The 22,734-nt window shown below is 42.9% G+C and carries 28 protein-coding genes, 1 riboswitch and 1 other annotated feature; of the genes, 6 read left to right on the top strand and 22 right to left on the bottom strand.

Annotation, left to right across the window (positions count from 1 at the left end; translation table 11 throughout):
* Window positions 1–72 precede the first annotated feature (72 nt).
* Window positions 73–543, top strand: a complete 471-nt coding sequence (locus tag QR42_RS06265) for a guanine deaminase (RefSeq protein WP_039178016.1) — start codon at window positions 73–75, stop codon at window positions 541–543.
* A gap of 238 nt (window positions 544–781) precedes the next feature.
* Here QR42_RS06265 and QR42_RS06260 read toward each other — a convergent pair whose 3' ends face one another.
* Entirely contained in the window at window positions 782–1,198 is a 417-nt protein-coding gene (locus QR42_RS06260; RefSeq protein ID WP_039178014.1) for an organic hydroperoxide resistance protein OhrB, read from the bottom strand.
* Between the two features lie 161 nt (window positions 1,199–1,359).
* Here QR42_RS06260 and QR42_RS06255 point away from each other — a divergent pair, with 161 nt between their 5' ends.
* On the top strand, window positions 1,360–1,806 hold the full coding sequence (locus QR42_RS06255) for a MarR family winged helix-turn-helix transcriptional regulator (protein WP_039178012.1): 447 nt from the start codon (window positions 1,360–1,362) through the stop codon (window positions 1,804–1,806).
* Between the two features lie 35 nt (window positions 1,807–1,841).
* On the opposite strand, the gene QR42_RS06250 is transcribed toward QR42_RS06255, so the two are convergent.
* From QR42_RS06250 to purU, 6 genes are all read right to left on the bottom strand, one after another.
* Window positions 1,842–2,270 carry an organic hydroperoxide resistance protein gene (locus QR42_RS06250; protein WP_039178010.1) on the bottom strand — a complete coding sequence of 143 codons (429 nt, stop codon included), beginning with the start codon at window positions 2,268–2,270 and terminating at the stop codon, window positions 1,842–1,844.
* Window positions 2,271–2,439: 169 nt separating this feature from the next.
* Window positions 2,440–2,574 (bottom strand): hypothetical protein, encoded by a 135-nt coding sequence (locus tag QR42_RS06245; RefSeq protein ID WP_024424642.1) that lies wholly within the window; start codon window positions 2,572–2,574, stop codon window positions 2,440–2,442.
* On the bottom strand, window positions 2,564–3,700 hold the full coding sequence (locus QR42_RS06240; protein WP_039178008.1) for a Rap family tetratricopeptide repeat protein: 1,137 nt from the start codon (window positions 3,698–3,700) through the stop codon (window positions 2,564–2,566). Before QR42_RS06240 ends, QR42_RS06245 begins: the two co-directional genes overlap by 11 nt.
* Before the next feature lie 124 nt (window positions 3,701–3,824).
* A complete protein-coding gene (locus QR42_RS06235) occupies window positions 3,825–5,072 on the bottom strand; it encodes a glutamate-5-semialdehyde dehydrogenase (RefSeq protein ID WP_039178006.1) in 1,248 nt (415 codons plus the stop codon).
* A 12-nt stretch (window positions 5,073–5,084) separates the two neighbouring features.
* On the bottom strand, window positions 5,085–6,182 hold the full coding sequence (gene proB, locus QR42_RS06230; RefSeq protein ID WP_039178004.1) for a glutamate 5-kinase: 1,098 nt from the start codon (window positions 6,180–6,182) through the stop codon (window positions 5,085–5,087).
* Between the two features lie 55 nt (window positions 6,183–6,237).
* Window positions 6,238–6,456: a binding site (T-box leader), on the bottom strand.
* 43 nt (window positions 6,457–6,499) lie between these two features.
* Window positions 6,500–7,402 carry a formyltetrahydrofolate deformylase gene (gene purU, locus QR42_RS06225; RefSeq protein ID WP_039178002.1) on the bottom strand — a complete coding sequence of 301 codons (903 nt, stop codon included), beginning with the start codon at window positions 7,400–7,402 and terminating at the stop codon, window positions 6,500–6,502.
* A gap of 161 nt (window positions 7,403–7,563) precedes the next feature.
* On the opposite strand from purU, the gene QR42_RS06220 reads away from it, so the two are divergent.
* On the top strand, window positions 7,564–7,749 hold the full coding sequence (locus QR42_RS06220; RefSeq protein ID WP_024719622.1) for a hypothetical protein: 186 nt from the start codon (window positions 7,564–7,566) through the stop codon (window positions 7,747–7,749).
* A gap of 35 nt (window positions 7,750–7,784) precedes the next feature.
* Here the strand turns inward: QR42_RS06220 and QR42_RS06215 are convergent, their stop codons facing one another.
* Together QR42_RS06215 and QR42_RS06210 are read right to left on the bottom strand one after the other, a co-directional pair.
* Entirely contained in the window at window positions 7,785–8,099 is a 315-nt protein-coding gene (locus QR42_RS06215; protein ID WP_024424636.1) for a DMT family transporter, read from the bottom strand.
* Entirely contained in the window at window positions 8,096–8,425 is a 330-nt protein-coding gene (locus tag QR42_RS06210; protein ID WP_039178000.1) for a DMT family transporter, read from the bottom strand. Before QR42_RS06210 ends, QR42_RS06215 begins: the two co-directional genes overlap by 4 nt.
* A 66-nt stretch (window positions 8,426–8,491) precedes the next feature.
* A riboswitch (guanidine-I (ykkC/yxkD leader) is annotated at window positions 8,492–8,600 on the bottom strand.
* 220 nt (window positions 8,601–8,820) lie between these two features.
* On the opposite strand from QR42_RS06210, the gene QR42_RS18895 reads away from it, so the two are divergent.
* Window positions 8,821–8,955 (top strand): YrzI family small protein, encoded by a 135-nt coding sequence (locus QR42_RS18895; protein ID WP_073204910.1) that lies wholly within the window; start codon window positions 8,821–8,823, stop codon window positions 8,953–8,955.
* 189 nt (window positions 8,956–9,144) lie between these two features.
* Window positions 9,145–10,188, top strand: a complete 1,044-nt coding sequence (locus tag QR42_RS06205; RefSeq protein WP_039177998.1) for a bifunctional transcriptional activator/DNA repair enzyme AdaA — start codon at window positions 9,145–9,147, stop codon at window positions 10,186–10,188.
* 19 nt (window positions 10,189–10,207) lie between these two features.
* On the opposite strand, the gene QR42_RS06200 is transcribed toward QR42_RS06205, so the two are convergent.
* The 5 genes from QR42_RS06200 to QR42_RS06180 all read right to left on the bottom strand — a co-directional run bounded on the left by QR42_RS06200 (window position 10,208) and on the right by QR42_RS06180 (window position 13,091).
* Window positions 10,208–10,753: a GNAT family N-acetyltransferase gene (locus QR42_RS06200; RefSeq protein WP_039177996.1), complete on the bottom strand. Its 546-nt coding sequence runs from the start codon at window positions 10,751–10,753 to the stop codon at window positions 10,208–10,210.
* A 17-nt stretch (window positions 10,754–10,770) separates the two neighbouring features.
* The gene (locus tag QR42_RS06195; protein ID WP_039177994.1) at window positions 10,771–11,259 is read right to left on the bottom strand and encodes a small multi-drug export protein; all 489 of its coding nucleotides are present in this window, start codon (window positions 11,257–11,259) and stop codon (window positions 10,771–10,773) included.
* Between the two features lie 105 nt (window positions 11,260–11,364).
* Window positions 11,365–12,123, bottom strand: coding sequence for an HAAS domain-containing protein (locus tag QR42_RS06190; RefSeq protein ID WP_039177992.1), 759 nt, complete (start codon window positions 12,121–12,123; stop codon window positions 11,365–11,367).
* 4 nt (window positions 12,124–12,127) lie between these two features.
* Entirely contained in the window at window positions 12,128–12,454 is a 327-nt protein-coding gene (locus QR42_RS06185) for a PadR family transcriptional regulator (protein WP_039177990.1), read from the bottom strand.
* A 115-nt stretch (window positions 12,455–12,569) separates the two neighbouring features.
* Complete coding sequence (locus QR42_RS06180; RefSeq protein ID WP_008346212.1) at window positions 12,570–13,091, bottom strand: acyl-CoA thioesterase; 522 nt, start codon at window positions 13,089–13,091, stop codon at window positions 12,570–12,572.
* A gap of 179 nt (window positions 13,092–13,270) precedes the next feature.
* Between QR42_RS06180 and QR42_RS06175 the strand changes: the two genes are divergently transcribed.
* On the top strand, window positions 13,271–14,152 hold the full coding sequence (locus tag QR42_RS06175) for a dimethylarginine dimethylaminohydrolase family protein (RefSeq protein ID WP_039177988.1): 882 nt from the start codon (window positions 13,271–13,273) through the stop codon (window positions 14,150–14,152).
* Between the two features lie 39 nt (window positions 14,153–14,191).
* Here QR42_RS06175 and QR42_RS06170 read toward each other — a convergent pair whose 3' ends face one another.
* The 8 genes from QR42_RS06170 to QR42_RS06135 form a co-directional block, all read right to left on the bottom strand.
* Window positions 14,192–15,160, bottom strand: a complete 969-nt coding sequence (locus QR42_RS06170) for an ABC transporter ATP-binding protein (RefSeq protein ID WP_039177986.1) — start codon at window positions 15,158–15,160, stop codon at window positions 14,192–14,194.
* Window positions 15,150–16,067: a C40 family peptidase gene (locus tag QR42_RS06165; protein ID WP_039177984.1), complete on the bottom strand. Its 918-nt coding sequence runs from the start codon at window positions 16,065–16,067 to the stop codon at window positions 15,150–15,152. Before QR42_RS06165 ends, QR42_RS06170 begins: the two co-directional genes overlap by 11 nt.
* The gene (locus tag QR42_RS06160; RefSeq protein WP_039177982.1) at window positions 16,067–17,146 is read right to left on the bottom strand and encodes a dipeptide epimerase; all 1,080 of its coding nucleotides are present in this window, start codon (window positions 17,144–17,146) and stop codon (window positions 16,067–16,069) included. Before QR42_RS06160 ends, QR42_RS06165 begins: the two co-directional genes overlap by 1 nt.
* Window positions 17,143–18,084 (bottom strand): S66 peptidase family protein, encoded by a 942-nt coding sequence (locus QR42_RS06155; RefSeq protein WP_039177981.1) that lies wholly within the window; start codon window positions 18,082–18,084, stop codon window positions 17,143–17,145. Before QR42_RS06155 ends, QR42_RS06160 begins: the two co-directional genes overlap by 4 nt.
* Window positions 18,085–18,194: 110 nt before the next feature.
* Entirely contained in the window at window positions 18,195–19,817 is a 1,623-nt protein-coding gene (locus tag QR42_RS06150; protein ID WP_039177980.1) for a peptide ABC transporter substrate-binding protein, read from the bottom strand.
* Complete coding sequence (locus tag QR42_RS06145) at window positions 19,817–20,827, bottom strand: ABC transporter ATP-binding protein (protein WP_039177978.1); 1,011 nt, start codon at window positions 20,825–20,827, stop codon at window positions 19,817–19,819. The genes QR42_RS06150 and QR42_RS06145 overlap by 1 nt, the downstream gene beginning before the upstream one ends.
* A 7-nt stretch (window positions 20,828–20,834) precedes the next feature.
* A complete protein-coding gene (locus tag QR42_RS06140; protein ID WP_039177976.1) occupies window positions 20,835–21,797 on the bottom strand; it encodes an ABC transporter permease in 963 nt (320 codons plus the stop codon).
* On the bottom strand, window positions 21,794–22,729 hold the full coding sequence (locus QR42_RS06135; protein WP_039177974.1) for an ABC transporter permease: 936 nt from the start codon (window positions 22,727–22,729) through the stop codon (window positions 21,794–21,796). Before QR42_RS06135 ends, QR42_RS06140 begins: the two co-directional genes overlap by 4 nt.
* Window positions 22,730–22,734 lie beyond the last annotated feature (5 nt).

The raw sequence follows: 22,734 nt of genomic DNA, 5'->3' as shown, positions 1-22,734 counted from the left end.
TACTATGAAGATTTCTTTTCTAGCATGATTCGTTTATACTAGAGAAGTCAGTCGAACAAAGGGAGGAAGACAATGAATCACGAAGATTTTTTACAACGCGCAATTGATCTTGCAGTAGAAGGAGTCAATAGTGGAACTGGCGGCCCTTTTGGAGCAGTCATTGTCAAGGATGGTCAGATTATTGCAGAGGGAAGCAACAATGTGACAACGAGTAATGACCCTACCGCACATGCAGAAGTCACAGCCATTCGAAATGCATGCCAAACTCTACATACATACCAATTAGAAGATTGCACTCTATACACAAGCTGCGAGCCTTGTCCGATGTGCCTTGGCGCTATTTACTGGGCTAGACCAAAAGCGGTGTATTTTGCTGCTGGACATCAGGATGCAGCGGATGCTGGTTTTGATGACTCGTTTATTTATGAAGAAATCAACAAAGAATACGAATCAAGAAATATACCATTTTACAAGCTGACACCTCAAAAAACCCTTGCGCCATTTGAAGCATGGGAAGCATACGATAAAAAGAAAGAATATTAAAAAAAGACACCTGCTCGTAAGCAGGTGTTGCGAATTGTTGACAAAGGGCTAAAATGGTTTTTATTTTAGCCCTTTGTCTTCTATTCAGCGTGATAGAAAACCTTTGAAGTCTAGGAAGGGCGGCTACCTTTGCAGAGCGAATTCGACATTCATGAGCACCGGAGCGCAGACCTGACAAAGAATGCGAGGGTTTGTCTACACGCTGAGACACCTGCTCGTAAGCAGGTGTCTTCTACTATTACTTCGCCACTTCAAGCTCTACTTCAATGTTCCCTCTTGTTGCTTTTGAATATGGACAGAATTCATGTGCAGCATGGACAAGCTCTTTCACTTTGTCATGATCATGACCTTTCGCAGACACAATCAGCTTTACGCCAAGCTTAAAGCCGCCGTCGCTTTCATCTTTTAAAAGACTGACATGTCCTTCTACTTCCGATTCAATTTCTATCCCTTGCTTCTTGGCTACCTGTTCAAGTGCTCCTCCGAAACAAGCTGCATAGCCTGCTGCAAATAATTGCTCTGGGTTTGTACCAGTCTCTCCATCTTTCTTTGCGTTAGGCATGACAATGTTATGATCGAGCACACCATCTTCTGAACGAACATGTCCAGCTCTTCCATGCTGCGCCTTTACTTTTGCTGTGAATAATGGTTTCATCTTCATCTCCTCCTTTATCTATTGATCCTTTTCACGTTCTATTCATTTCTCAAACATTTATCGCACATTGAACAATTTTTCATTTTTCGTCTGTATTTATTTTAAAAAGGAAGAAAATCTTATACAATGATAAGTATGACAAAAAATAGTTGGTGACTGACATGACAAATGAATTTGAACATATGAAGCTGGAAAATCAGCTTTGTTTCTTGTTATATGCAAGTTCACGAGAGATGACGAAGCAGTATAAACCGTTATTAGAAGAATTAAACATTACGTATCCGCAATATTTGGCACTGCTTTTATTGTGGGAGCATGGAACATTAAATGTGAAAACGATGGGAGAGCTTCTCTATTTAGACTCCGGTACACTCACACCCATGCTGAAACGAATGGAGCAAAACGGACTCATTATCCGAGAACGCTCGAAAGAGGATGAGCGGTCTGTGCAAATTCGTTTAACGGAATATGGAGAACAGCTAAAGGAAAAGGCTACTGCAATTCCGTCTCACATGCTGACTGGGACAGGCAGATCAGAAGAAGAGCTAAAAATACTGCGCGCCTCTTTACATGAGCTTTTGCAAAATTTAACACAACCAAAAGGCTGAGGGAACGATCCCCTCAGCCTTTTATTGATGTCTAATTATTGTGCGACAGCTACTAGTTCTACTTCGATATTTCCTTGAGTTGCTTTTGAATATGGACATACACCGTGTGCTTTATGAACAAGTTCTTCTAATACTGACTGCTCAATGCCAGTTCCCTTTACTTCTAATTGAACGCCTAGTTTGAAGCCGCCATCTGAACTGTCTTTTAATAAGCTGACATGTGCTGTTACTTCACTTTCAAAACGGATACGCTCTTGTCTTGCTACCATTTGAAGGGCAGAATCAAAACATGCAGAGTAGCCTGCTGCGAATAATTGCTCTGGGTTTGTTGCTTTTTCAAGTTTTTTTGCTCTTGGTGTTCCAGGCATTGCTACATCATGCTCAAGTACACCATCTGTTGAAACAACCTTTCCTTCTCTTCCTCCGACAGCTGATACCGTTGCTGTAAATAAAACGTCTGACATGAATATAACCCTCTTTCTCTCCAATAATATTTTCTACAATTGAATTGTACACAATTTAAATTGCGGAGTCAATCAATAAATACTCTTTTTTAAGTTTTCCTCCCTGAACCCTTTTTATGAGCATGTCCCAAAATTGTTAGACATAAAAAAAGCCCTTTAACAAGGGCTTTTAGATCGTGTCATGCTGTGGATTCGGTTGTTCTAGCGTATGGTTTCTGTTATCTGGATCGGCATTTGCTGCTGCCAGCCACAATGCCATGATGGTGATGCTTGTACAGACGACTGCCCATTTTTTAAAATTCATATAAACAATCCCCTCTCTGAATATAGATTCGCGCATGTTCCGCTTCCCCATAGAACATGGAAGATTTTTCATAATCCCCCATTTCATTATAATACTTTGCGGTATCTAATGCCAGCTCCTCTATATCAGGATATGCATAGGCAGACTCTAAAAAATGGAAAATTCGTTTCATATGCTCCGCATCTTGTCTTAAATACAAAGCTTCTAGAAATATGGTTTTCTGAATATGAATGTCATCTTGAAGAGCTTCTGCTCGCTTCATACATTCTTCTCTGTAGTGTAATGCTTCTTCGTGTTTTCCTTGTTTGTATAATATCTGAGCGGCTGTATAAAGAGGGTCTATAGATCGACGAAGATGATCGGATTGATTTTGATCAAATAACGAGATGGATTCTTTCATTAATTCGAGTGCGCGGTCCAAGTCTCCCATTCGGTAATAACTGTTGCCCATATTAAATAAAGAGGAGGCAATAAAACGCACATTCTGAAACTCTCTTGATCTCGCAAGTGCTCTTTCGAGATGTGGTAATGCTTTTTCATGCCTTCTCATATCATCGTAGTTACCGGCCACAATAAATTGACACTGAATGGTGCGAAGCGCATACAGTTCATGCTGAACATAAACATCCAGCGCTAGTTTAGCATGGTGCATCGAGATATGTGTTTGTTTCATGTGGTAATATATTTCTGACATTTTAAAATGAAATTCCGCACGTTCAATATCATCTGATACAAAAGAAAGCTTGTGCTCTGCCTTTTGATAAGACGATATGGCAGCAATATACTCCCTCCGTCCGAATTCATACATGCCTCTGAAAAAATGATAGTAGTATTCAAGCATGCCTGTGACATGCGTTTGATGCTCATCTATTTCTTTCGAAAGCTCGGAAAAGTTGGCGCGAAGCTTTCCTTCCTTTAATGGCTTTAAATAATCGAGCATGACCTCATGCCGAAATTCCATTAAAGAAAAATAGAGAAGCAAATTCTGATCTTCTTCCATTGAATCAAGAGAGGTGCGAATTTCCTGTTTTAACTGTTCTGCTTGTTCTGAATCAAATCTGCGGATTAATTCATACCACTTGTTGATTTTCACTCCAATATCCGAAGAGGGAATGATTTTCGCCATACGTTGCCTTCTCCAATCTTCTCAAAATATAAAACATTACCATATTTTATCATACTTGACCGGAGAAATACAAAAATGAAAGGAAAAAGAGAGCCTGTTGTCACAAGACTCTCTTTTGAATTCGTTATTCTCTTATTTGTCCTTGACCACGAATGACAAATTTTTCAGACGTTAAGGCTGGTAGACCCATTGGCCCTCTTGCATGAAGTTTTTGTGTACTAATACCTATTTCCGCTCCATAACCAAATTCAAATCCATCTGTGAAACGAGTAGAAGCATTATGATAAACAGCGGCTGCATCGACAGCTGTTAAGAAAAGGGCTGCATGTTCATCATTTTCTGTAATGATCGCTTCAGAGTGCTTAGAGCTATATGTTTGAATATGCTGAATCGCTTCTTCTAAGTTTTTTACTATTTTAATGCTGACAATCGGTGCTAAAAACTCCGTTGCATAGTCCTCAGTTGTCGCTAATGCAGCACTAGGAGCAAGCGCGCAAACGGCTTCATCACCGCGTATTTCTACCCCATTTGATTGAAGGGCTTCAAATAACGAAGCACCGTATGTTTTTGCCCAAGTTTCATGAATGACAATGCTCTCAATCGCATTACAAACAGATGGTCTTTGGGTTTTGGCATTCAGCACAATCCGCTCAGCCATTTCGTTTTTCGCTGTTTCATCAATGTAGATATGACAATTTCCTGCACCTGTCTCAAGCACCGGCACAGTAGACTCTCTCACTACAAGATCAATTAAATTCTTCCCTCCGCGCGGAATGAGGACATCCAGGTATTCATTTAAGGTGAACAGCGTTTTCGCCGTTTCACGGCCCGTATCTTCAATCAATTGCACACTGTCTACTGGAATATCCGTCGTATGAAGCGCTTCATGAATCACCTTTACAATCGCTTTATTACTATGAATAGCAGATGAGCTTCCGCGCAGAATAACAGCATTCCCAGTTTTCAAACAAAGGGTCGCAGCATCGACTGTCACATTTGGTCTTGCTTCATAAATCATACCAACCGTTCCAAGCGGTACACGGACCTTTTCGATGAATAGACCGTTTTCTTTTTGAATGGTTTCTAACGTTTCACCAATTGGGTCTTTTAGCTGAATGAGTTGAAGGGTTGCGTCTGCAATGGCTTCAATTCTCTCTTCCGTGAGTGTGATCCGGTCAATGACAGATGGCGTGAACTGCTTTTCCTCAGCCGCTTGAACATCCTTTTGGTTCTCCTCTATTAAATAAGCTGAAGATGCTTTTAGTGCACTTGCTATGGCGTGCAGGGCAGCATTTTTTTGTTCCGTCGTTTTTAGAAGCAGCTGATCTTTAGCTACACTTGCTTTTTTTGCTTTTTCAAGAACTTCATTCATCGTATTCCCTCCTCAGTTTTGTACATGCTGTACCCAGTGATCTCGGTGTATGACCTCAGGCTTCTCTTTTGAAAGCTCGTCACTTCGCATTCCTTTAATGCCAAGAAGCTCATCGGATGCGTACAAGGTTTGTCCCTTACCAACTAATCCGTTTGGCCCGACGACTTCTACAACCTCTCCTTTAGAAAAGTCACCAGCGACATCAATGACTCCTGCCGGAAGAAGACTTCTGCCATTATGCAAAATCGCCGCTTCCGCTCCTGCATCAATCATGATCTTTCCAGAGACCGGTGAGTGGAATTGAATCCATTGACGGCGGTTGTTCACAGCTGATAAATCCTGTTCACCGATATACGTTCCGTCACCTTGACCCGCAAGAATGCGAAGCAGTTTGTCTTCCCCAGTGCCTGTACCAATGAAGACTTTCACACCAAGTGAAAGTGCCGTTTGTGCAGCAGACAGCTTCGATTTCATTCCGCCTGTTCCAACCTTTGAACCAGTGCTCTTTGCATATGAAAACAATTCTTCTGAAATGTGAGTCAGGACATCAAACCGCTTCGCCTCAGGATGCTCATTTGGATTTGCATCATAAATGCCATTGATGTCTGTTAATATGATCAATTGGTCTGCATGGATTAATCCACTGACAAGAGCTGACAGCATGTCATTATCCCCAAAGGTAAGCTCCTCGATGGAAACTGAATCATTTTCGTTTATGATCGGCAAAATCTTTCTTTCCAGCAGCTCCATCATCGTTGCGTAAGCATTTCGATATCTTGTTCGATCTGAAAAGTCATTACGTGTTAAAAGCATTTGAGCAGGTGTCATCTGAAACTGTGAAAAAAGCTCTGTATATTTTTGCATTAACAAGCCCTGACCAACGGCAGCGGCTGCCTGTTTCCCCTTTAAGGTCACAGGTCTTGATGGATAGCCTAGGCTTCCAAATCCTGCCGCAACGGCTCCTGATGAAATTAAAATGATTTCATGCCCTGCTTCTTTGAGCTTTGCTATGGCTCTTACATGATCCTGCATCTTTTGTTCATCAATCGCTCCTTTTTGCTCTGTTAATGAACTGCTGCCAATTTTTATGACGATCCTTTGCTTTTTCATCCTTGATTCCCTCCGCTATACCTTTAGGCACAAAAAAATCCCTTTTTCTCCTTATGTAAAGGACGAAAAGGGATTTTCCGTGGTACCACCTTCATTGAATAAGCATGCGACATGCTTATTCCACTCAACTCCTGTAACGCCAGGCACGCGCTTAGATTTTTCCTCTAAGGCTCAAAGGGCAGGTTCAGCAGCTGTCTGCGGCAAATGTTTCAGCATATCATTTGCTCTCTTTACGCATCAGTTCCTGCTTACTATTCCTTTTCAACGCTCGTTAATTTTTTTATATTATCACCAATTGCTAAAGAAAAGTCAAGCGGTCAATTAAAGACAATCGTTTTATTCTCATGAACAATAATTCGATCTTCCAAGTGCCATTTGACAGCACGTGCAAGCACACTGCGCTCAATTGTCCGGCCAATATTTTTTAGAGCTTCCGCATCATCCCGGTGATCTACACGCTCAATATCTTGTTCAATGATCGGTCCTTCGTCTAAATCATTGGTCACATAATGAGAAGTCGCACCAATTAATTTGACGCCTCGTTCATATGCCCGCTTGTATGGGTTTGCACCAATAAACGCCGGCAGGAAGGAATGATGAATATTAATGATTTTGTTTGGATGCTCTTCAATAAATTTAGGCGTTAAAATTTGCATGTATCGAGCAAGCACAACGGCATCAATGTCGTACTTTTCTAATAGAGCAAGCTGCTGTTTTTCTGCCTCTTGACGAATGTCTTTATTCGCCTTCACAAAATGGAATGGGATGCCGAGTGCTTCGACCGTATCCTTTGCCGTTTCATGATTGCTGATCACAACTGCGATTTCAGCCATTAAATTTCCGCTTTGCCATTCCCATAGAAGTTCATTTAAACAATGAAGCTCTTTCGATACAAAGATCGCCAGCTTTTTCAGATCACTTGCACGTGACATGCTCCATGTCATTTGAAATGATGCGGCAATTGGCTCAAAGCTATTTTTCAACTGATCTAAGTTGGCCGAAATGTCTTTCCAATCAAATTCAATTCTTAAAAAGAACCGGCCGCTTTCATGATCTGTTGTGTATTGGCTGGATTCAATGATGTTCGCTCCGTGCTCAAATAAAAAGGAAGAAACAGCTGATACAATACCAGGCTGATCCGGGCAACTGACAAGCAGTCTGCCTTTTTGCTCGTGCTTTTGTCTGTGTAATTCAAGTTTCTCTGTAATCAATGTTCTCATGTATCATGACCTCATTTACGTTTTCATTCTAATGAAATATTATACTGGACTGGAAAGAGAAAAAGCAATGAAGAGTCCATTTTTTATTGAATATTCATTCAATTCTGCACCTAGCGTGATATAATGTGAGTAGACCTTTTATCACAAAAGGAGTGATGGAGATGAAAAGCATGACTTTGTTTGGTAAAGTGAGCTTTTGGCTCGGCATCGTATGTCTAATCACAGGTATTTATCTATTTATGACCGGTGAGAGACTCATTCCTTTGCTCACATTTGGTGTCTGTTTTCTGCTTGTGAGTCAGCTTTACCGAAAAAATGAAAACGATTCCAATCATCATTCGATGTAATAAAAAAGGCTGGCAGACAGATGCCAGCCCTTTTCTTATTCAATAATCTTTAAACCGACCGCCGCAGATAAAATCAATGCGATAAAGAAAATACGTTTTGCGTCTTTCGACTCACCATAAAACAGCATGCCGACAATGGCTCCTCCAGCAGCTCCAATACCTGTCCAAATGGCGTACGCCGTTCCCATCGGAATTGTATTCATCGCAAGAGAGAGCATGAGAAAGGACAGCGAAAATCCAGCTGCAATAAATAAAATCCATTTGACATGCCGGTCTTTCTGGAATTGATTCATCATGGTGACACAAAGCATTTCTAAAATGCCTGCCCCAATGAGTAAAAGCCAGCTCATGATTCAGTCTCTCCTTTCTTTTCTCCTATGGTCAGTTTGAGCCCTAATACACCGCTTAAAAGCACCATGATTAAAAGTAATTTCACTAGCTGTACCGGCTCCCCCATGACCATACCTACTATGACAGTACCTGCTGTCCCAAGTCCGGTAAAAACGGCATAAAGTGTGCCAACTGGCAGTACAGTCGTAGCTTTCAGGAGTAAATAAAAGCTGACGACAATACAAACGATGGTTGCGGCCCATTCCAATAAAGAGTCAGCATATTTCAATCCCATCACCCAGCCGACTTCAAAGATCGCCGCAATCAAGACATTTCCCCATTTCATTAGATCCCTTCCTTTCTGAACGATTCCAACCAACAAAAAAAGCCTGGAAATCGATCGTTTGATCAAATCTCCCGGGCTTTTATCCCTCCGTGTCATACGGTCTATTGTCTAGACCCTATGTGTTTTCTCTCGGTCCAGACTGCGCCACCCGCACGGAACCCTAGAAAACCAATTCATGATAAGCAGATCTGACTTAGAGCAGATTCTGTGTCAAAATTGTATCACACCCCTAAATACTGGTCTATCACTTTGCTTTCCTCTGCCAAATATACTTGTTCATTTTTCGAAAGAATTTTTATGGGACCGCCGTATACTAAGTGTTAGAAACAGGTTAACTGATCAAGAAGATTTACGGGCTGTTTCGCGTGCTGCGGACTGAAGGGAAATGAGCATATATGACAATCCATTTATTTTTTATGACATTGACGATCAAGCGTAAATACAAGGACATGGAGACCGTACTTTACGAACAAGAAGTTGAAGCATTTTATGAAGAAATGAAACAGAAGCAGCTAAAGTATATGAACTAAAACAGGAGGAGATCGACATATTTATCATGCTTTCATACGAGAAAGAAGGTTCATTCCGCCTTCCTTAAAGCGCGGGTACGGGTACGGCAACGATCACATCGCTGATATAATGAAATAAGATTGATGTGATGAACGTTCAACTTTAAAATACTGAAAAACATTTTATAGAAAATCAAGAGGTGGATTCATATGATGATGACCGATGAACAAAAACATGAATTTTATCAAGCACTTATTGACAAGAATCCGCAATATGACGGCACATTCTTTGCCTGTATTAAGACAACCGGCATCTTCTGTCATGCCACATGTACGGCCAGAAAGCCCAAATATGAAAACTGTGAGTTTTTCTTTACAGCGGAGGAGGCACTGCTGGCAGGGTATCGCCCATGCAAACGCTGCACACCATTAACATACCCTAACAGTATTCCTGAAGAAGTCAAAACACTCGTTTCAGCAGTAGAAAAAAATCCTGAGAAACGCTGGAAGGAAGAGGACTTCCGTCAATTAGGGATTCACTCTGCCACAGCTCGAAGAAAGTTTAAAGACATTTACGGCATGACCTTTGTTCAATATGCAAGATCACGCCGAATGGGACTTGCCTTTAAAGAAATTTTGAACGGAAAAAAAGTAATCGATCAGCAGGTCACCTTCGGCTATGAATCTTCAAGCGCCTTCAATGATGCATTTACGAAAATCATGGGAAATCCCCCTAAAAAAGCGCAGATTCACATTCTCTATGCTAATTTTATTTCCACACCAATCGGGCGGATGATCAGCGTGACAGATGCCACACATGTGTATTTACTGGAGTTTATGGACAGGCGGGGACTCGAAAAAGAAATTGAAACATTAAGAAAGAAGCATCATGCCCGTATTTTAGTTGGAGAAACAAACGTCCATCAGCAATTAGCAAAGGAATTGGCCTTATATTTTGAGAAAAAGCTGACCAAGTTTACTGTACCCCTTTCCTTACATGGCACCCCTTTTCAAATGAAGGTGTGGGAGCAGCTCTCACTCATTCCATCAGGCGAAACGAGATCCTATCGTGATCTAGCCACGAGACTTGGCGATCCGCATTTGGTTCGTGCCGTTGGTAATGCAAATGGTGCGAATCAATTGGCGATTATCATTCCTTGCCACCGCGTGATTCAAACAAATGGTGAACTTGGAGGCTACGGCGGGGGAATTGAACGAAAGAAATATTTGCTTCAGTTAGAACAACGTGCATAAAAGAAAAAAACGGCTCTGCTTATTCAGTAAGCGAGCCATTTTCTCCGTCACGGGTGATGCTGTATACATCAATGATTTGGTCCCATTTTGAAATGGTTTTTTCTTTTTTCATGCCCATTTTTAAAGCAACCTTCACCGACGCTTCATTCTCAGGGCGTATTAAGCTGATCATCCGTCTGACCATCATTTCTTCAAATCCATAAGTAAGACAGCCTTTTGCAGCCTCCGCAGCATAGCCATTTCCCCACGCCGCTTTCTTTAGCATATAGCCGATCTCAAGCTCGGTTTGCCCTTCAATGTTTTGCAGAACAATTCCGCTTTGTCCAAGTCGTTCATTTGTTTCTTTATCTTCAATGATCCATAGCGAGGTGTGGTACGTGCGGTCATTTTTTTGATTCCATGCAATCCACTCTTTTGTCTGCTGTTCATCCTTCAAAGAAGGATAATACTTCATCACTTCTTCGTCTTGGAACAGCTCGTCATATAAAAATGACGCATCATGTTCATTCATCGTTCTCAGTTTCAGGCGCTCTGTTTCAAATACTGTTCTTGTTTGAATTGTCATTGATGATCCTCCCTTTTTTACTTGCTAAAAATATCTCCGAACAACCCATTTGAATCTGGGGCAAAGTAATGGAAGCCCGCACCGGTTAAACTTGCAGCCAGCGCTGTCCACATCATTAAGCTGACGGTCATCCACACCGCGACTTGCTTTCTTTTCGTTCCAAAGCTCATGCACATCAAGGCCGCTAAATGACTGCCGATGATAAAAGGACCAATGAGCGCTAATCCAGGCAGACCATATCGTTCCCAAATTTTTCTCGCCCGCAGCTGCTTTTTCTCTCCTTTTTCATCACCTTTCTCTTCTTTTCTCTTTAACCACCATGCTTTAAACCGGTCCACAAACACAATGAGAAACAAGACTGTGAGAAAGTTGCCGATGAATCCAATCACAGCTGTTGTCACAGGATGCAGTCCACTTAAGATTGCGAATGGAACGACTCCAATCACTTCAAAAAAAGGCAAAGCAGCCAATACAAAAACGAGTACATACCCCCATACGATATCCAAAAACAGAACCCCTTTTCATTTTTGTCCTCTCCCCATTGTAATGAAAAACACAATTCCATTTCTACATTTTTTTAGAAAAAGAAAAGCACATCGGATCGGATGTGCTCAGTTTACATTCGTATTTTCATTTTTCTTATTTGCCCGGCGCAGGACAATGAGCATAAGCCCTATTAAAATCACAATAGACAGCAGGCTTTGCAGTAAAATCACACTTGGTGACGTCCAGCCAATCCATTCGAATATGAGCTGCGGTCCGAAAAAAATGAGCGGAATCAATGAAACGACATTCGCCTTTAAGATTGCATTGAATACAACGATACATAGCAGCATAAGCAGAATGACGCCCCATCTTTGTCCTGAAGTAAGTACAAGTAATGGCGTGCCAAGTTTTTGATCCAAAAGTTTGATTGTCACCATTGCTGTCAGCTGGAAAATTCCTAATATCCAAAAATAGAGAAATGCCCTGCGGCTTGTTTGAAAGGCGGTCGCTCTAAACATCACAATGATCATGATCACATTGGCCACTAAAACGATTGGATATCCAATCAAAGCAAACCAAGAATACGATAAGTTTTGACTGATTGCATCTGATAAAATCATGTAAAAAAGTGACCCAATCAAAAATGCACTGACAAACGGCACCCAGTCTTTATGATTTCCTGACAGCTCTTTTGCCAGTTCATCTGCATAGCTCCGCGGATCTCCGCCGAACACATCCTCTCCTGTTTTGCCGTCTTTTTCAGCCTCAACTGCATGTGTGGTCAGTTCATCCATCAGCTCATCAATCTCATCCTGATTTTTTCCCTTTGATATGAGATAAAGTTGCAGCTCTAGTAGAATGTGTCGTGTTTCTTTTGATACCATAATCTCACTTCCCTTTTTGTAATAAGCGGTTTACATTATTTGAAAGCTCATCCCAGCGGGCAATAAACTCTGTGAGCGCTAGTTCACCCGCTTGTGTGAGCGTATAGTATTTCCTTTTCGGTCCGCTTGCTGACGCTTTTGTGACAGTGGTCACCAGCTGTTCCTTTTGCATTCGCAGCAAAATCGGATAGATACTGCCTTCACTTATTTGATCAAACCCATAAAGCGCGAGCTTCTTCGTCATTTCATACCCATAAATTTCTCCCTCAGAAATAATCGACAGCAGACAGCCTTCTAAAATCCCTTTTAGCATTTGTGTGGATGTTGTCATGATTGTTCCTCCGATTTAAGTATCTTGCATCACAAGATAGCTTCATCTTACCATACACTATCTTGCCATGCAAGATACCGTACTAGAAAAAAAATCACCACTTAAAGGGTGATTTTTACGCCCAAGGTTTATCTGTCCCAAGTGCGTCAGCAAGCGCCTTACTATGTTTTCGGCGGCTTTTTCTTTCCTCTGCCCGCTGCTTCGCTGTTTGATGAAGCATGATCTCTTCTTCTGTTTCCGGCATCACCTGCGGGACTCGTTTAGGCTTTCCGTTTTCATCTAATGAGACAAATGTCAGAAATGAAGTCGCTGCGAGCCTGCGTTCTCCAGACATCAAGTTTTCTTTAATAACTTTGACGAACACTTCCATAGAAGACGTGCCGACCCATGTGACATAGGATTCCAAGCATACTGACTCCTTTTGTCCAATCGGCTCTAAAAAGTCAACAGAATCCATTGAAGCTGTGACCGTTTCACTGCGGCTGTGTCTTGCTGCCGAGATAGAGGCAATGTCATCTATATAGCTCATTAATTTCCCGCCAAATAACGTTTGGTGGTTATTCGTATCGAGAGGGAATACCCTGCTGGTTTTTACAACTTTCGATTCCTTGCAGTATTTGAAATTTTCTTCACTCATCATCATAGCTCCTTCTTGCTGTTTTCGTAGATGCGGAACGACTTTTATTAAACACTATTCTTTTAGGTTTGTCTAAACTTTTTGCTTTAGTCTTATGTGAGAGATTTTCTTTCGGAAATGTTTCAACCATGACAAGAAGAAGGAATAATAGAACTATGAACAAACAAGGAGGCCATTTGATGGATTCGATGAGAGCAGAGCAATTATACAAAATGCCGCAATGCATGAGTGAATACGACGATTTAGAAGAAGTTCTTTTATGCAGTCCTATTTATATGGAAATCAAACAAATTATCAACGAAACACAGAAACATTTTGCGAAAGAAAATATTTCTCAAATGAAAGCAGTCGCTCAGCATAAGCAATTGATCCAAGCGCTTAAAGATCATCAAGTACGGCCCATCCTGCTCCCAGCGAATGACCGCTTCCCTGAGCAAGTCTTCACTCGGGATATTGGGTTTACGATTGGACATACACTGTTTGTTTCAAAGATGGCCGCTCCGGTTCGGCAAGGGGAAGAACAATGTCTAAAAGAGTGGGCACAGGCAAACGGGTTATCAGCTGTCACCTTGACAGACGGAACGATTGAAGGCGGCGATGTGCTTGTGGATCAGAACCGAGTGTTTGTTGGCACGAGCAAAAGAACTAGTCCAGCCGCTATCTACCAGCTCAAAAAGGAACTGCCGGATCACGACATCATCCCAATTCACCTTCCTCCTCACATTTTGCATCTCGATTGTGTGATGAATATTCTGTCTCATGACGAGATATTCATTTATCCTGAAGCGTTCAAGCAAAAGGATCTCCAGCTGCTCAAAACGTATTATGATTTTGTTGAAATCGGTGAACAAGAGCAATTCACGCTTGGACCAAATGTTTTATCCATTGGGCAGAAAAAAGTGATCAGCTTGCCCAGCAACCAAGAAACAAATGCTGCATTAACCGCTCACGGGTACAACGTTATTGAAGTGGACTTTTCTGAAATTATTAAATCTGGCGGCTCGTTCAGGTGCTGCACATTGCCTATTCGGCGTTCATCTATTAAAAAAGCCAGCGAGTAGAACAGCTTGTCTACTTGCTGGCTTTTTATCTGGCTTGTCCTATTTTCTATTATATAAATGACAGGCAACTTCATGTCCTTCTTCCACTGCTTGTAATACTGGCTTTTTTTCAGCACACACATCCATCGCGGCAGGACATCTTGTTCGAAATACACAGCCGCTTGGCGGGTTCACAGGACTTGGAATTTCTCCTTTTAAAATAAACCTTTTGCGCTTGTCCTCTACGTCAGGATCTGGAATGGGGATGGCAGACAGTAAGGCTTGTGTATATGGGTGAAGCGGTGTTTGATATAATGCATCACTCGTCGTCAATTCAACGAGATGGCCTAAATACATGACACCGATTCGGTCGCTAATATATTTCACCATCGACAAGTCATGTGCAATAAAAAGAAAAGTTAATCCTTCGTCTTTTTGCAGTTTCTTCAGCAGATTCACGACCTGCGCTTGAACGGAGACGTCTAGTGCAGAAATTGGCTCATCTGCCACAATAAACTTTGGCGCTAAGGCAAGTGCTCTTGCAATGCCGATTCTCTGCCTCTGTCCTCCGCTAAATTCGTGCGGATACCGGGTGGCAAAATCATAGCTTAACCCTACCGCTTCGAGCAGTTCTTTTACGCGGGCAATCCTTTTCTTTTGACTGCCATAAAGCTGATGAATCTCCATTGGCTCCAGCATAATATCTTTTACTGACAGTCTCGGATTTAAGGAGGAATACGGATCTTGAAAGACCATTTGCATTTGCCGGTTGAAATCAAATGATTCTTTTTTAGAAAGGTGGTGAAGACTTTTCCCTTCATATAAGGCTTCACCATCTGTTGGTTCATAAAGACGCATGAGCACTTTTCCAAGTGTGGATTTGCCGCAGCCAGATTCACCAACGAGACCAAAGGTTTCACCTTGTTTCAACTGAAAAGAGACACCATCCAGCGCTTTTAACGTTCTCCCTTTTGATAGGTGAAAATGTTTTTTGAGGTTGTTTACTTGTAAAAGTGGTTCAACTGTCATGATCGCTCCTCCTCTCGCTTGGTAAATACCGCCTTGCACCTGCCCATTCCTTTTCATATGAAGTGCCAGAAAGGGAGAGCAGTTCAATATGTCTGCCGGTTTTAGGCGAATGAAGCATCTTCCCGTCTCCAGCGTAGATCCCTACATGGCGGACCGCTCCCTTTCCGTTTTCATTTGCAAAAAACAACAAGTCGCCTGGTTCTAAATGGCTTGATGTCACCGGCGTTCCTTGAACTGCTTGGTCACTTGCATCTCTCGGCAAAAGATATCCGCACGCTTTGTACATGCTGTAAGCAAAGCCTGAACAATCATAGCCAAAGCTGCTCATGCCTCCCCATAAATACGAAAGTCCAATAAATTGTTTTCCTGTGTCTACGACATCTTTGCCGGTCAAAGAGTAAGCATGTGAAACTGGGCGCACATCCGCTTTGTTGATTTCTCTTATTCCTACTGGGGTGACAACATAAAATTGATCATCTGTTTCTTTAGCTGCTGCCAGCTCTGTTAAAAAACTAATCTCCATATCGGGTTCCCCGTTTTGATAGAGCGTGGCTTTTTTCTGACAAACGATCAGAGATGCTGCTGACGCACTTCCCTCTGTTACTTGGTTTAATTGCTCAGCAGGTATATAGCCTGGATAGCCTTGCGGATGTTTCCGGCTGGCCTGCTGCGGTATGACGACTTTTATCCAGCCATCTGTCTCTTCTAATCCAATCACTCGCCCGCCGAGCAGTACTTGAGATTGAATCAAATTTTCTTCACATAAAGCCAACTTTTCTTCATATGTTTGCTGGTCAATCCATTCTTTGATGTTGATGGAATCCTGAAGTACCTTTCGATCGATTTCTCTCGGAGACTGCGGCGCTGTCCATACGTTAGCGACTGGAACCTTCGATTCATATATCATCACGAGACTCCTTTCACCCCTTGAATGCCTAACCCATGATCGATCGGTAAAAATATGTCTTTTCCTTTGTACACGATTCCTCCGTCTATCATGTCTTCTTTCAGCATAAGCGGCGCATCAAAATCGCAGCGGGTGATATTCGGCTGACTTGCGGCGAAATGTGCCGCTGCTGTAATGCCAAGCTTTGACTCAATCATACTGCCAACCATGCACTGAACACCGTATGCTTCAGCTAGGGCATTGATTTTTAGTGCTTCTTTTATGCCGCCTGATTTCATTAATTTTAAATTGATCAGATCACAGCTTCTCGTTTCAAGCACTTTGATTGCATCATGAAAACTAAAAATGCTTTCGTCTGCCATAATCAATGTATCAGTTGCTTCTGTCACACGGCGCAGACCTTCGATATCTTCTTTCGGTACTGGCTGTTCTACTAATTCAATATTCAGTGCTTCCATTTTTCGAATGGCTGTGATCGCTTCCTTCCACGTCCATCCTTGGTTTGCGTCGAGCCTGATCTGAATGTCCGGTCCGACTTTTTCTCGAATCCGCTTGATCCGCTGAATATCCGTGTGTATGTCATCTTTCCCCACTTTCACCTTTAACGTCTGAAAGCCTTCGGCTGCGTATTGTTTCGCATCTTCTGCCATCTCGAGCGGACGGTTTACACTGACCGTATAGTCGGTTTCGAGCTGATGACGATATCCGCCAAGATATTGATAAAGCGGAAGTCCTGCCTGCTTTGCTAACCCATCATAAATGGCCATATCGATTGCAGCCTTTGCGCTTGTGTTGCTTGCGAGCACACGGTTCATAGCAGAAAAGATTTGTTCATACTCTGCCAAGGAAGCCCCGAGCAAAATGGGTCTGATCACTTCACAGATAGCATAGTCGATGCTTTCCAGCGTTTCTCCTGTAATCACCGCCGTGGGAACTGCCTCTCCGTAGCTGACGTCACCTTGATCATATGTGATGATGACGATCAGAGATGCTGCGTCATACACCGTTCTTAAAGCGGTTTTAAAAGGCTTTTTTAGCGGTACACTCGTTCTGCATGTATGAACATCCACGATTTTCATTTGATCGCCTCTTTCGCAGCAACGCCTGGGGAAATGTGCAGTTTTTTCCCCGCCGCATCTAGAGCAGCCTGCACGCCCATTGGAATGGCAAAGTTCGGTGATGAATGACCGATCCGAAAGCCGCCGAGTGCAGGTTTCTTTTGCGGCACAATATAGGTTTCCCACAGCTGTTCCAAGGTTAAGGACTGGTCTTTCTTTTTTGGTTCACATTGATGAAAATCTCCAATGATGAATCCTGCCGCATCATCCAGTTTTCCAGCAGAGGTGAGGTGCTGCATCATGCGATCGATTTTATACGGCTCTTCGTCAATATCTTCAATGAACAACAGCTTTCCCTTCGTATCAATTTCAAAAGGTGTACCAAGTGTTGTCACGATGAGGGCAAGATTCCCTCCTATGATGTCACCTGAAGCAGTGCCGGGGTAGAAGGTATGAAGAGGTGACAAGTGATGCGTATACGTAAAGGCCTTCGGCGTGAACAGCTGCAAAAAGGTATCCTTCGTATACGGATGAACCTCTTCAAGTCCCACATCAGAGGAAAGCATTGGACCATGAAAGGTCACAAGGCCGGTCTGCTGCTGGATGGCCGTATGTAAAAACGTAATGTCACTATAACCCCAAAAGATTTTCGGATTCCGGCGAATGAGATCATAGTCAATGGCTTCCGCAAGTCTTCCAGTTCCGTACCCTCCGCAGGCACAAATAACTGCTTTGACTTCTGGATCTTGAAACATGCCATGAAGATCTTCCACTCTTTCATGATCACGCCCCGCTAAATACCCGTACCGAGAATCGAGATACTTCCCTTTTTTCACCTTCAGCCCGAGGCTTTCTAAAAAGGCAATTCCTTTTGCTAATTTCAATTCATCAGGCGGGCTTGCTGGTGCAATAATCCCCACCGTATCCCCTGTTTGAAGCGCTGCTGGCAGCTGGTTCATGCCAATCCCCTCTTTCTCTTTGTTTCTTTCAATCTATGGGCATCTTCTCCATAACATGAACGAATAAAGGAACAGACGCTTTTTTCCAAAGCGTCCGTGTTTCTCATTTATTACTCTCCATCTACTTGCGCCCATTTCAAATCGATATACCCAACAGGATGGCGGACAATCCCCTTTACGCCCTCTTTTTGTAAATGGACTTGGTTATAAAAATGAATTGGAATGATCGGTGCTTCTTCCATGAGAAGTGCCTCTGCCTCATGAAGGATGCTGTTTCTCTTTTGTTCATCTGCTTCCTGGCTCGCCTTTTTAATCAGCTGATCATAGGTGTCGTTTGACCATCCCGTCCGGTTCATCGCATTCCCTGTTTGAAAGCTCTCTAGGAAATTGATCGGATCTGCATAGTCTGCTAAAAATGAACTTTGCGAGAATTGGAATTTCAGTGCCTTTTGATCTTCTGCAAATACATTGGCTTCCATGTTCGCAAGCTTCACGTCTACACCCAGCGCTTCTTTTAATTGTTGCTGGATGGCTTCAGCTTTTTTCTTGTTCTCAGGCTTTGTACTATATGTTAATGTGACGGGCGGCAGCTTCGAATAGTTCTCTTCTTTCAGCCCTTTTTCTAATAGCTTCGCAGCTTCACTCGTATCTTGTTTGACAAGATCGCCGCCAGCTTCTCTGAAATCTTCACCCTTTGAATCTAGAATTCCCGGTGAAACGAAGGCGCGGGCAGGCTTCTCTTTATTCTTCGTTACATAATCCACGATATCTTGCGGATTGATCGCCATTTGAAAGGCTTTGCGAATGTTCTTATTTTGAAAAGGTTCCATGTTCACATTCAGACGATAAAAGAACAGTCCTGCCTGATCTTCAATGTGCACATCTTTATTTTTCAGCAAATTTTCACTTTGTTCTGCTGGGACGAAGGCAGTATCTAAATCTCCCGATTGATACATTTGATAATCAGTGTTGCGATCACTGATCATCAGCCACTTTACCTGATCCAGCTTAACTGATTTTTTGTCCCAATACGTCTCACTTTTTTCCATAGTGAAGCTCTCATCATGCTTCCATTCTGTCAGCTGAAACGGTCCATTCCCAACAAAAGTTTTGGCATCCTTTGCCCAATTTGGGTCCTTCTCAGCTACCTTCTCATTAACAGGGAAAAAGGCAGGGTTTGCGGTCATATTTAAGAATGACTTCTGCGGGTATGCCAGTGTGACTTTTAGCGTTTTGTCATTTTCAGCACTGACTTTTACGTCCTCTTTCTTTCCCTTTCCACTGTTAAATGCCTCTCCGCCTTCAATCATGTAAGCTAAGAACGATGCAGAGGAGCCTGTTTTCGGATCGAGCAGACGCTTCCACGCATATTCAAAGTCACTCGCTTTCACTGGATCACCATTCGACCACTTGATACCATCTCTTAAATGAAACGTGTACGTTTTTCCATCCTCTGAAATCTCCCATTTTTCAGCCATTGCAGGAGATGGTTCGTGCTTTTCATTCAGTCTTGTTAATCCTTCCATTAAGTTATTCAGCCCTTGCCACGATACATTATTAAAACCAATCGGCGGGTCAAATGACGTCGGTTCGTTTTCGTTATTTAAGGTTAATATTTTCTTTTCACCCTTGTTACTTGATGATCCTTTACCTGCTTGCTCATTCGCTGTACATCCTGCGAGCAGCATGATGATGAACAAACAAACACTGATGATCCACCCTTTTTTTCTCATCAAAAACTCCCCCTTTGTGTTGAAGATAACATCGCTTGGTTCGCTCGCTCATCCTGGAGCCAGCAATGCACTGTATGAGTAGGTGACCGCTGCGTTTCGTGCGGCATGATATGATCACACACTTTCATGGCAGATGGGCAGCGATCGGTATACGGACAGCCCTTTGGCGGAGCAAATAAATCAGGCGGGCTTCCTTCAATCGGAATCAGTTCATCTTTCATATCAAGTCTTGGAACGGATTGCAGGAGCCCTTTAGTATAAGGATGCTGCGGACTGTAAAAAATATCTCGCCTTGTTCCGACTTCAACCATTTTCCCTCCGTACATGACCGCTACCCGGTCGGCAACTTGGGCTACGACCCCTAAGTCGTGTGTGATTAAAATAATGGTGACACCTGTTTTCCTCTGAATCTCTTTAAACAGCTCTAAAATTTGTGCCTGTATGGTCACATCCAGCGCGGTCGTCGGTTCATCTGCAATCAGTACCTTTGGCTCACAAATCAGTGCCATTGCAATCATGAGCCGCTGCCTCATTCCCCCGCTGAATTGGTGCGGGTATTGCTTTAATCTCTCCTTCGGCTGCGGAATACCAACCAAATCAAGCATCTGTACGGCGGCTTCTTTCACTTCTTTTTTCGTCAGCTTTTGATGTTCCTTCGCTGCTTCCATCAGCTGATCTCCTATTGTCAAGGTTGGGTTGAGTGCCGTCATCGGATCTTGGAAGATCATCGAGATATCGACACCTCTTATGGCGCGCATTTCTTTTTCAGATAATGACAGCAAGTTGCGGTCTTGAAACCAGATTTCTCCCTGATCAACATGCGCGCTGTATGCAGGCAGAAGCCTCATAATACTTTGTGATGTCACACTTTTTCCGCAGCCTGATTCTCCTACAATGGCTAAGGTTTCTTTTTCATAAACATCGACATTCACTCCGCGTACTGCTTGAACTGAACCGCCGTATGTTCGAAAGCTGACGTGCAGATCGATAATTTGCAGAACTTTTTTCACAGCACCATCACCTCTTCATCTTTGGATCAAGCGCATCTTGCAAGCCATCACCTAAATTGTTAAAGCAAAACATCGTGAGTGAAATAAAAAATGCCGGGAAAAATAAACGCCACCAATGTCCATTGTCTGACAACACAGTCGGCAAAGCATCATTGGCCATCACGCCCCAGCTTGCAAACGGCGCTTGAATACCTAAACCGAGAAAGCTTAGGAACGCTTCAGCAAATATCGCGGTCGGCACAGTGAGGGTCATCTGGACGATAATCGGCCCCATCGTATTCGGCAGAAGGTTGCGGCGAATGATCCGCAGGCTTTTGGCACCAAAGGTTTTGGAGGCAAGGACATATTCCTGGCTTTTCAGCTGAAGAACCTGACCTCTCACAATTCTTGCCATTCCAATCCATCCGGTGACAGTGAGCGCTACAATAATGGTGACAAGCCCTGGCCCCATGAGCACCATCAATAAAATGACGACAAGTAAATAAGGAAGTCCATAGAGCACCTCGACAATCCGCATCATGATATGGTCATAGCGTCCGCCTTTATAGCCGGCTATGCCCCCATAAATCACACCGATGGCAAAATCAATCAGGGCTGCCATGACACCCACAAATAACGAAATGCGTGCTCCGTACCAAGTACGTGTGAACACATCTCGCCCAAGCTCATCTGTTCCGAACCAGTGAGCAGCCGAGGGCGGCAGATTTTGCATCGAAAGACGCTGCTCTGTCACACTATTTGGCGCAAGCAATGGGCCTAAGATTGCCATGACAAAAAGAAAAATCAGGACCGATAGACTAAACATCGCAAGCTTATTTTGCTTCAGCCGCCTCCATGTATCAGCCCAATAGGAAAGAGAGGGTCTTTTAATGGCATGGGCTTCCGTTTTCTTTTGCTCTCGAGAAGAAAACCATTCGTCCGGGACTTCAGGGTGCCTGTTCGGTGGATCATGCTGAAGGTGTATACTCATGCCTTTCCTCCTTTCTGATGCAGCTGAATCCTCGGATCAAGGAGACGATACGCCACATCGACAATGAAGAGAAGTGTGATTAAAATAATGCTGTAAAAAACAGTGGTTCCCATGATGACAGGATAATCACGATTGTTAATGCTCTCGACAAAGTATTTTCCCATTCCAGGAATGGCAAATATTTTTTCAATGACAAAACTTCCTGTTAAAATACTTGCGACAAGTGTTCCAAGAATGGTCACAACGGGTAAAAGTGCATTCCGAAGCGCATGCTTAAATACAATTTTTAAGGGAGAAAGTCCTTTTGCTTTGGCAGTACGGATATAGTCTTGCGACAGCACTTCAATCATGCTCGATCTCGTTAACCTGGCGATAATGGCCATTGGCCCGACAGCAAGGGCGATTGTAGGCAGCACCATATGCATTGGACTTGTCCACATCGCTGTAGGAAAGAGCTTCAAATTGACAGCAAGCTGCTGAATTAATAAGGTAGCAAAGATAAAGTTTGGAATGGATATACCGAAAACAGCAATGGTCATAGCGATGTAATCAATCAAACCATTATGCCGGAGGGCAGCCATGACCCCTAGCAGAATGCCAGAGATGACAGCAATCAATATTGAGATAAGACCAAGTTCTAATGAGACTGGGAAGCCTCTCGCCAATAGATCATTGACACTTTCAGAAGGCTTTTTAATGGAAGGACCAAAATCAAAGGTAACAATGGATTTTAAATAGATGACATATTGAACATAGAGTGGTTCGTCTAAGTGATAGTAGCTTTCGAGGTTTCGCTGGACGGTTTCGTTTGTATTTCGTTCTTCATTGAAAGGCGATCCTGGGATGACCTTCATTAAAATAAACGTTAAAGTCGTAATCGTTAAGATCGTGGCAATCATCGCAATGAAACGCTTGAGCAAAAAGCTGGCCATCTGCT

The organism is Bacillus sp. WP8, from assembly GCF_000800825.1.
GTDB classification, from domain to species: domain Bacteria; phylum Bacillota; class Bacilli; order Bacillales; family Bacillaceae; genus Bacillus; species Bacillus safensis.
This window is presented reverse-complemented; position numbering and strand designations above follow the sequence as displayed.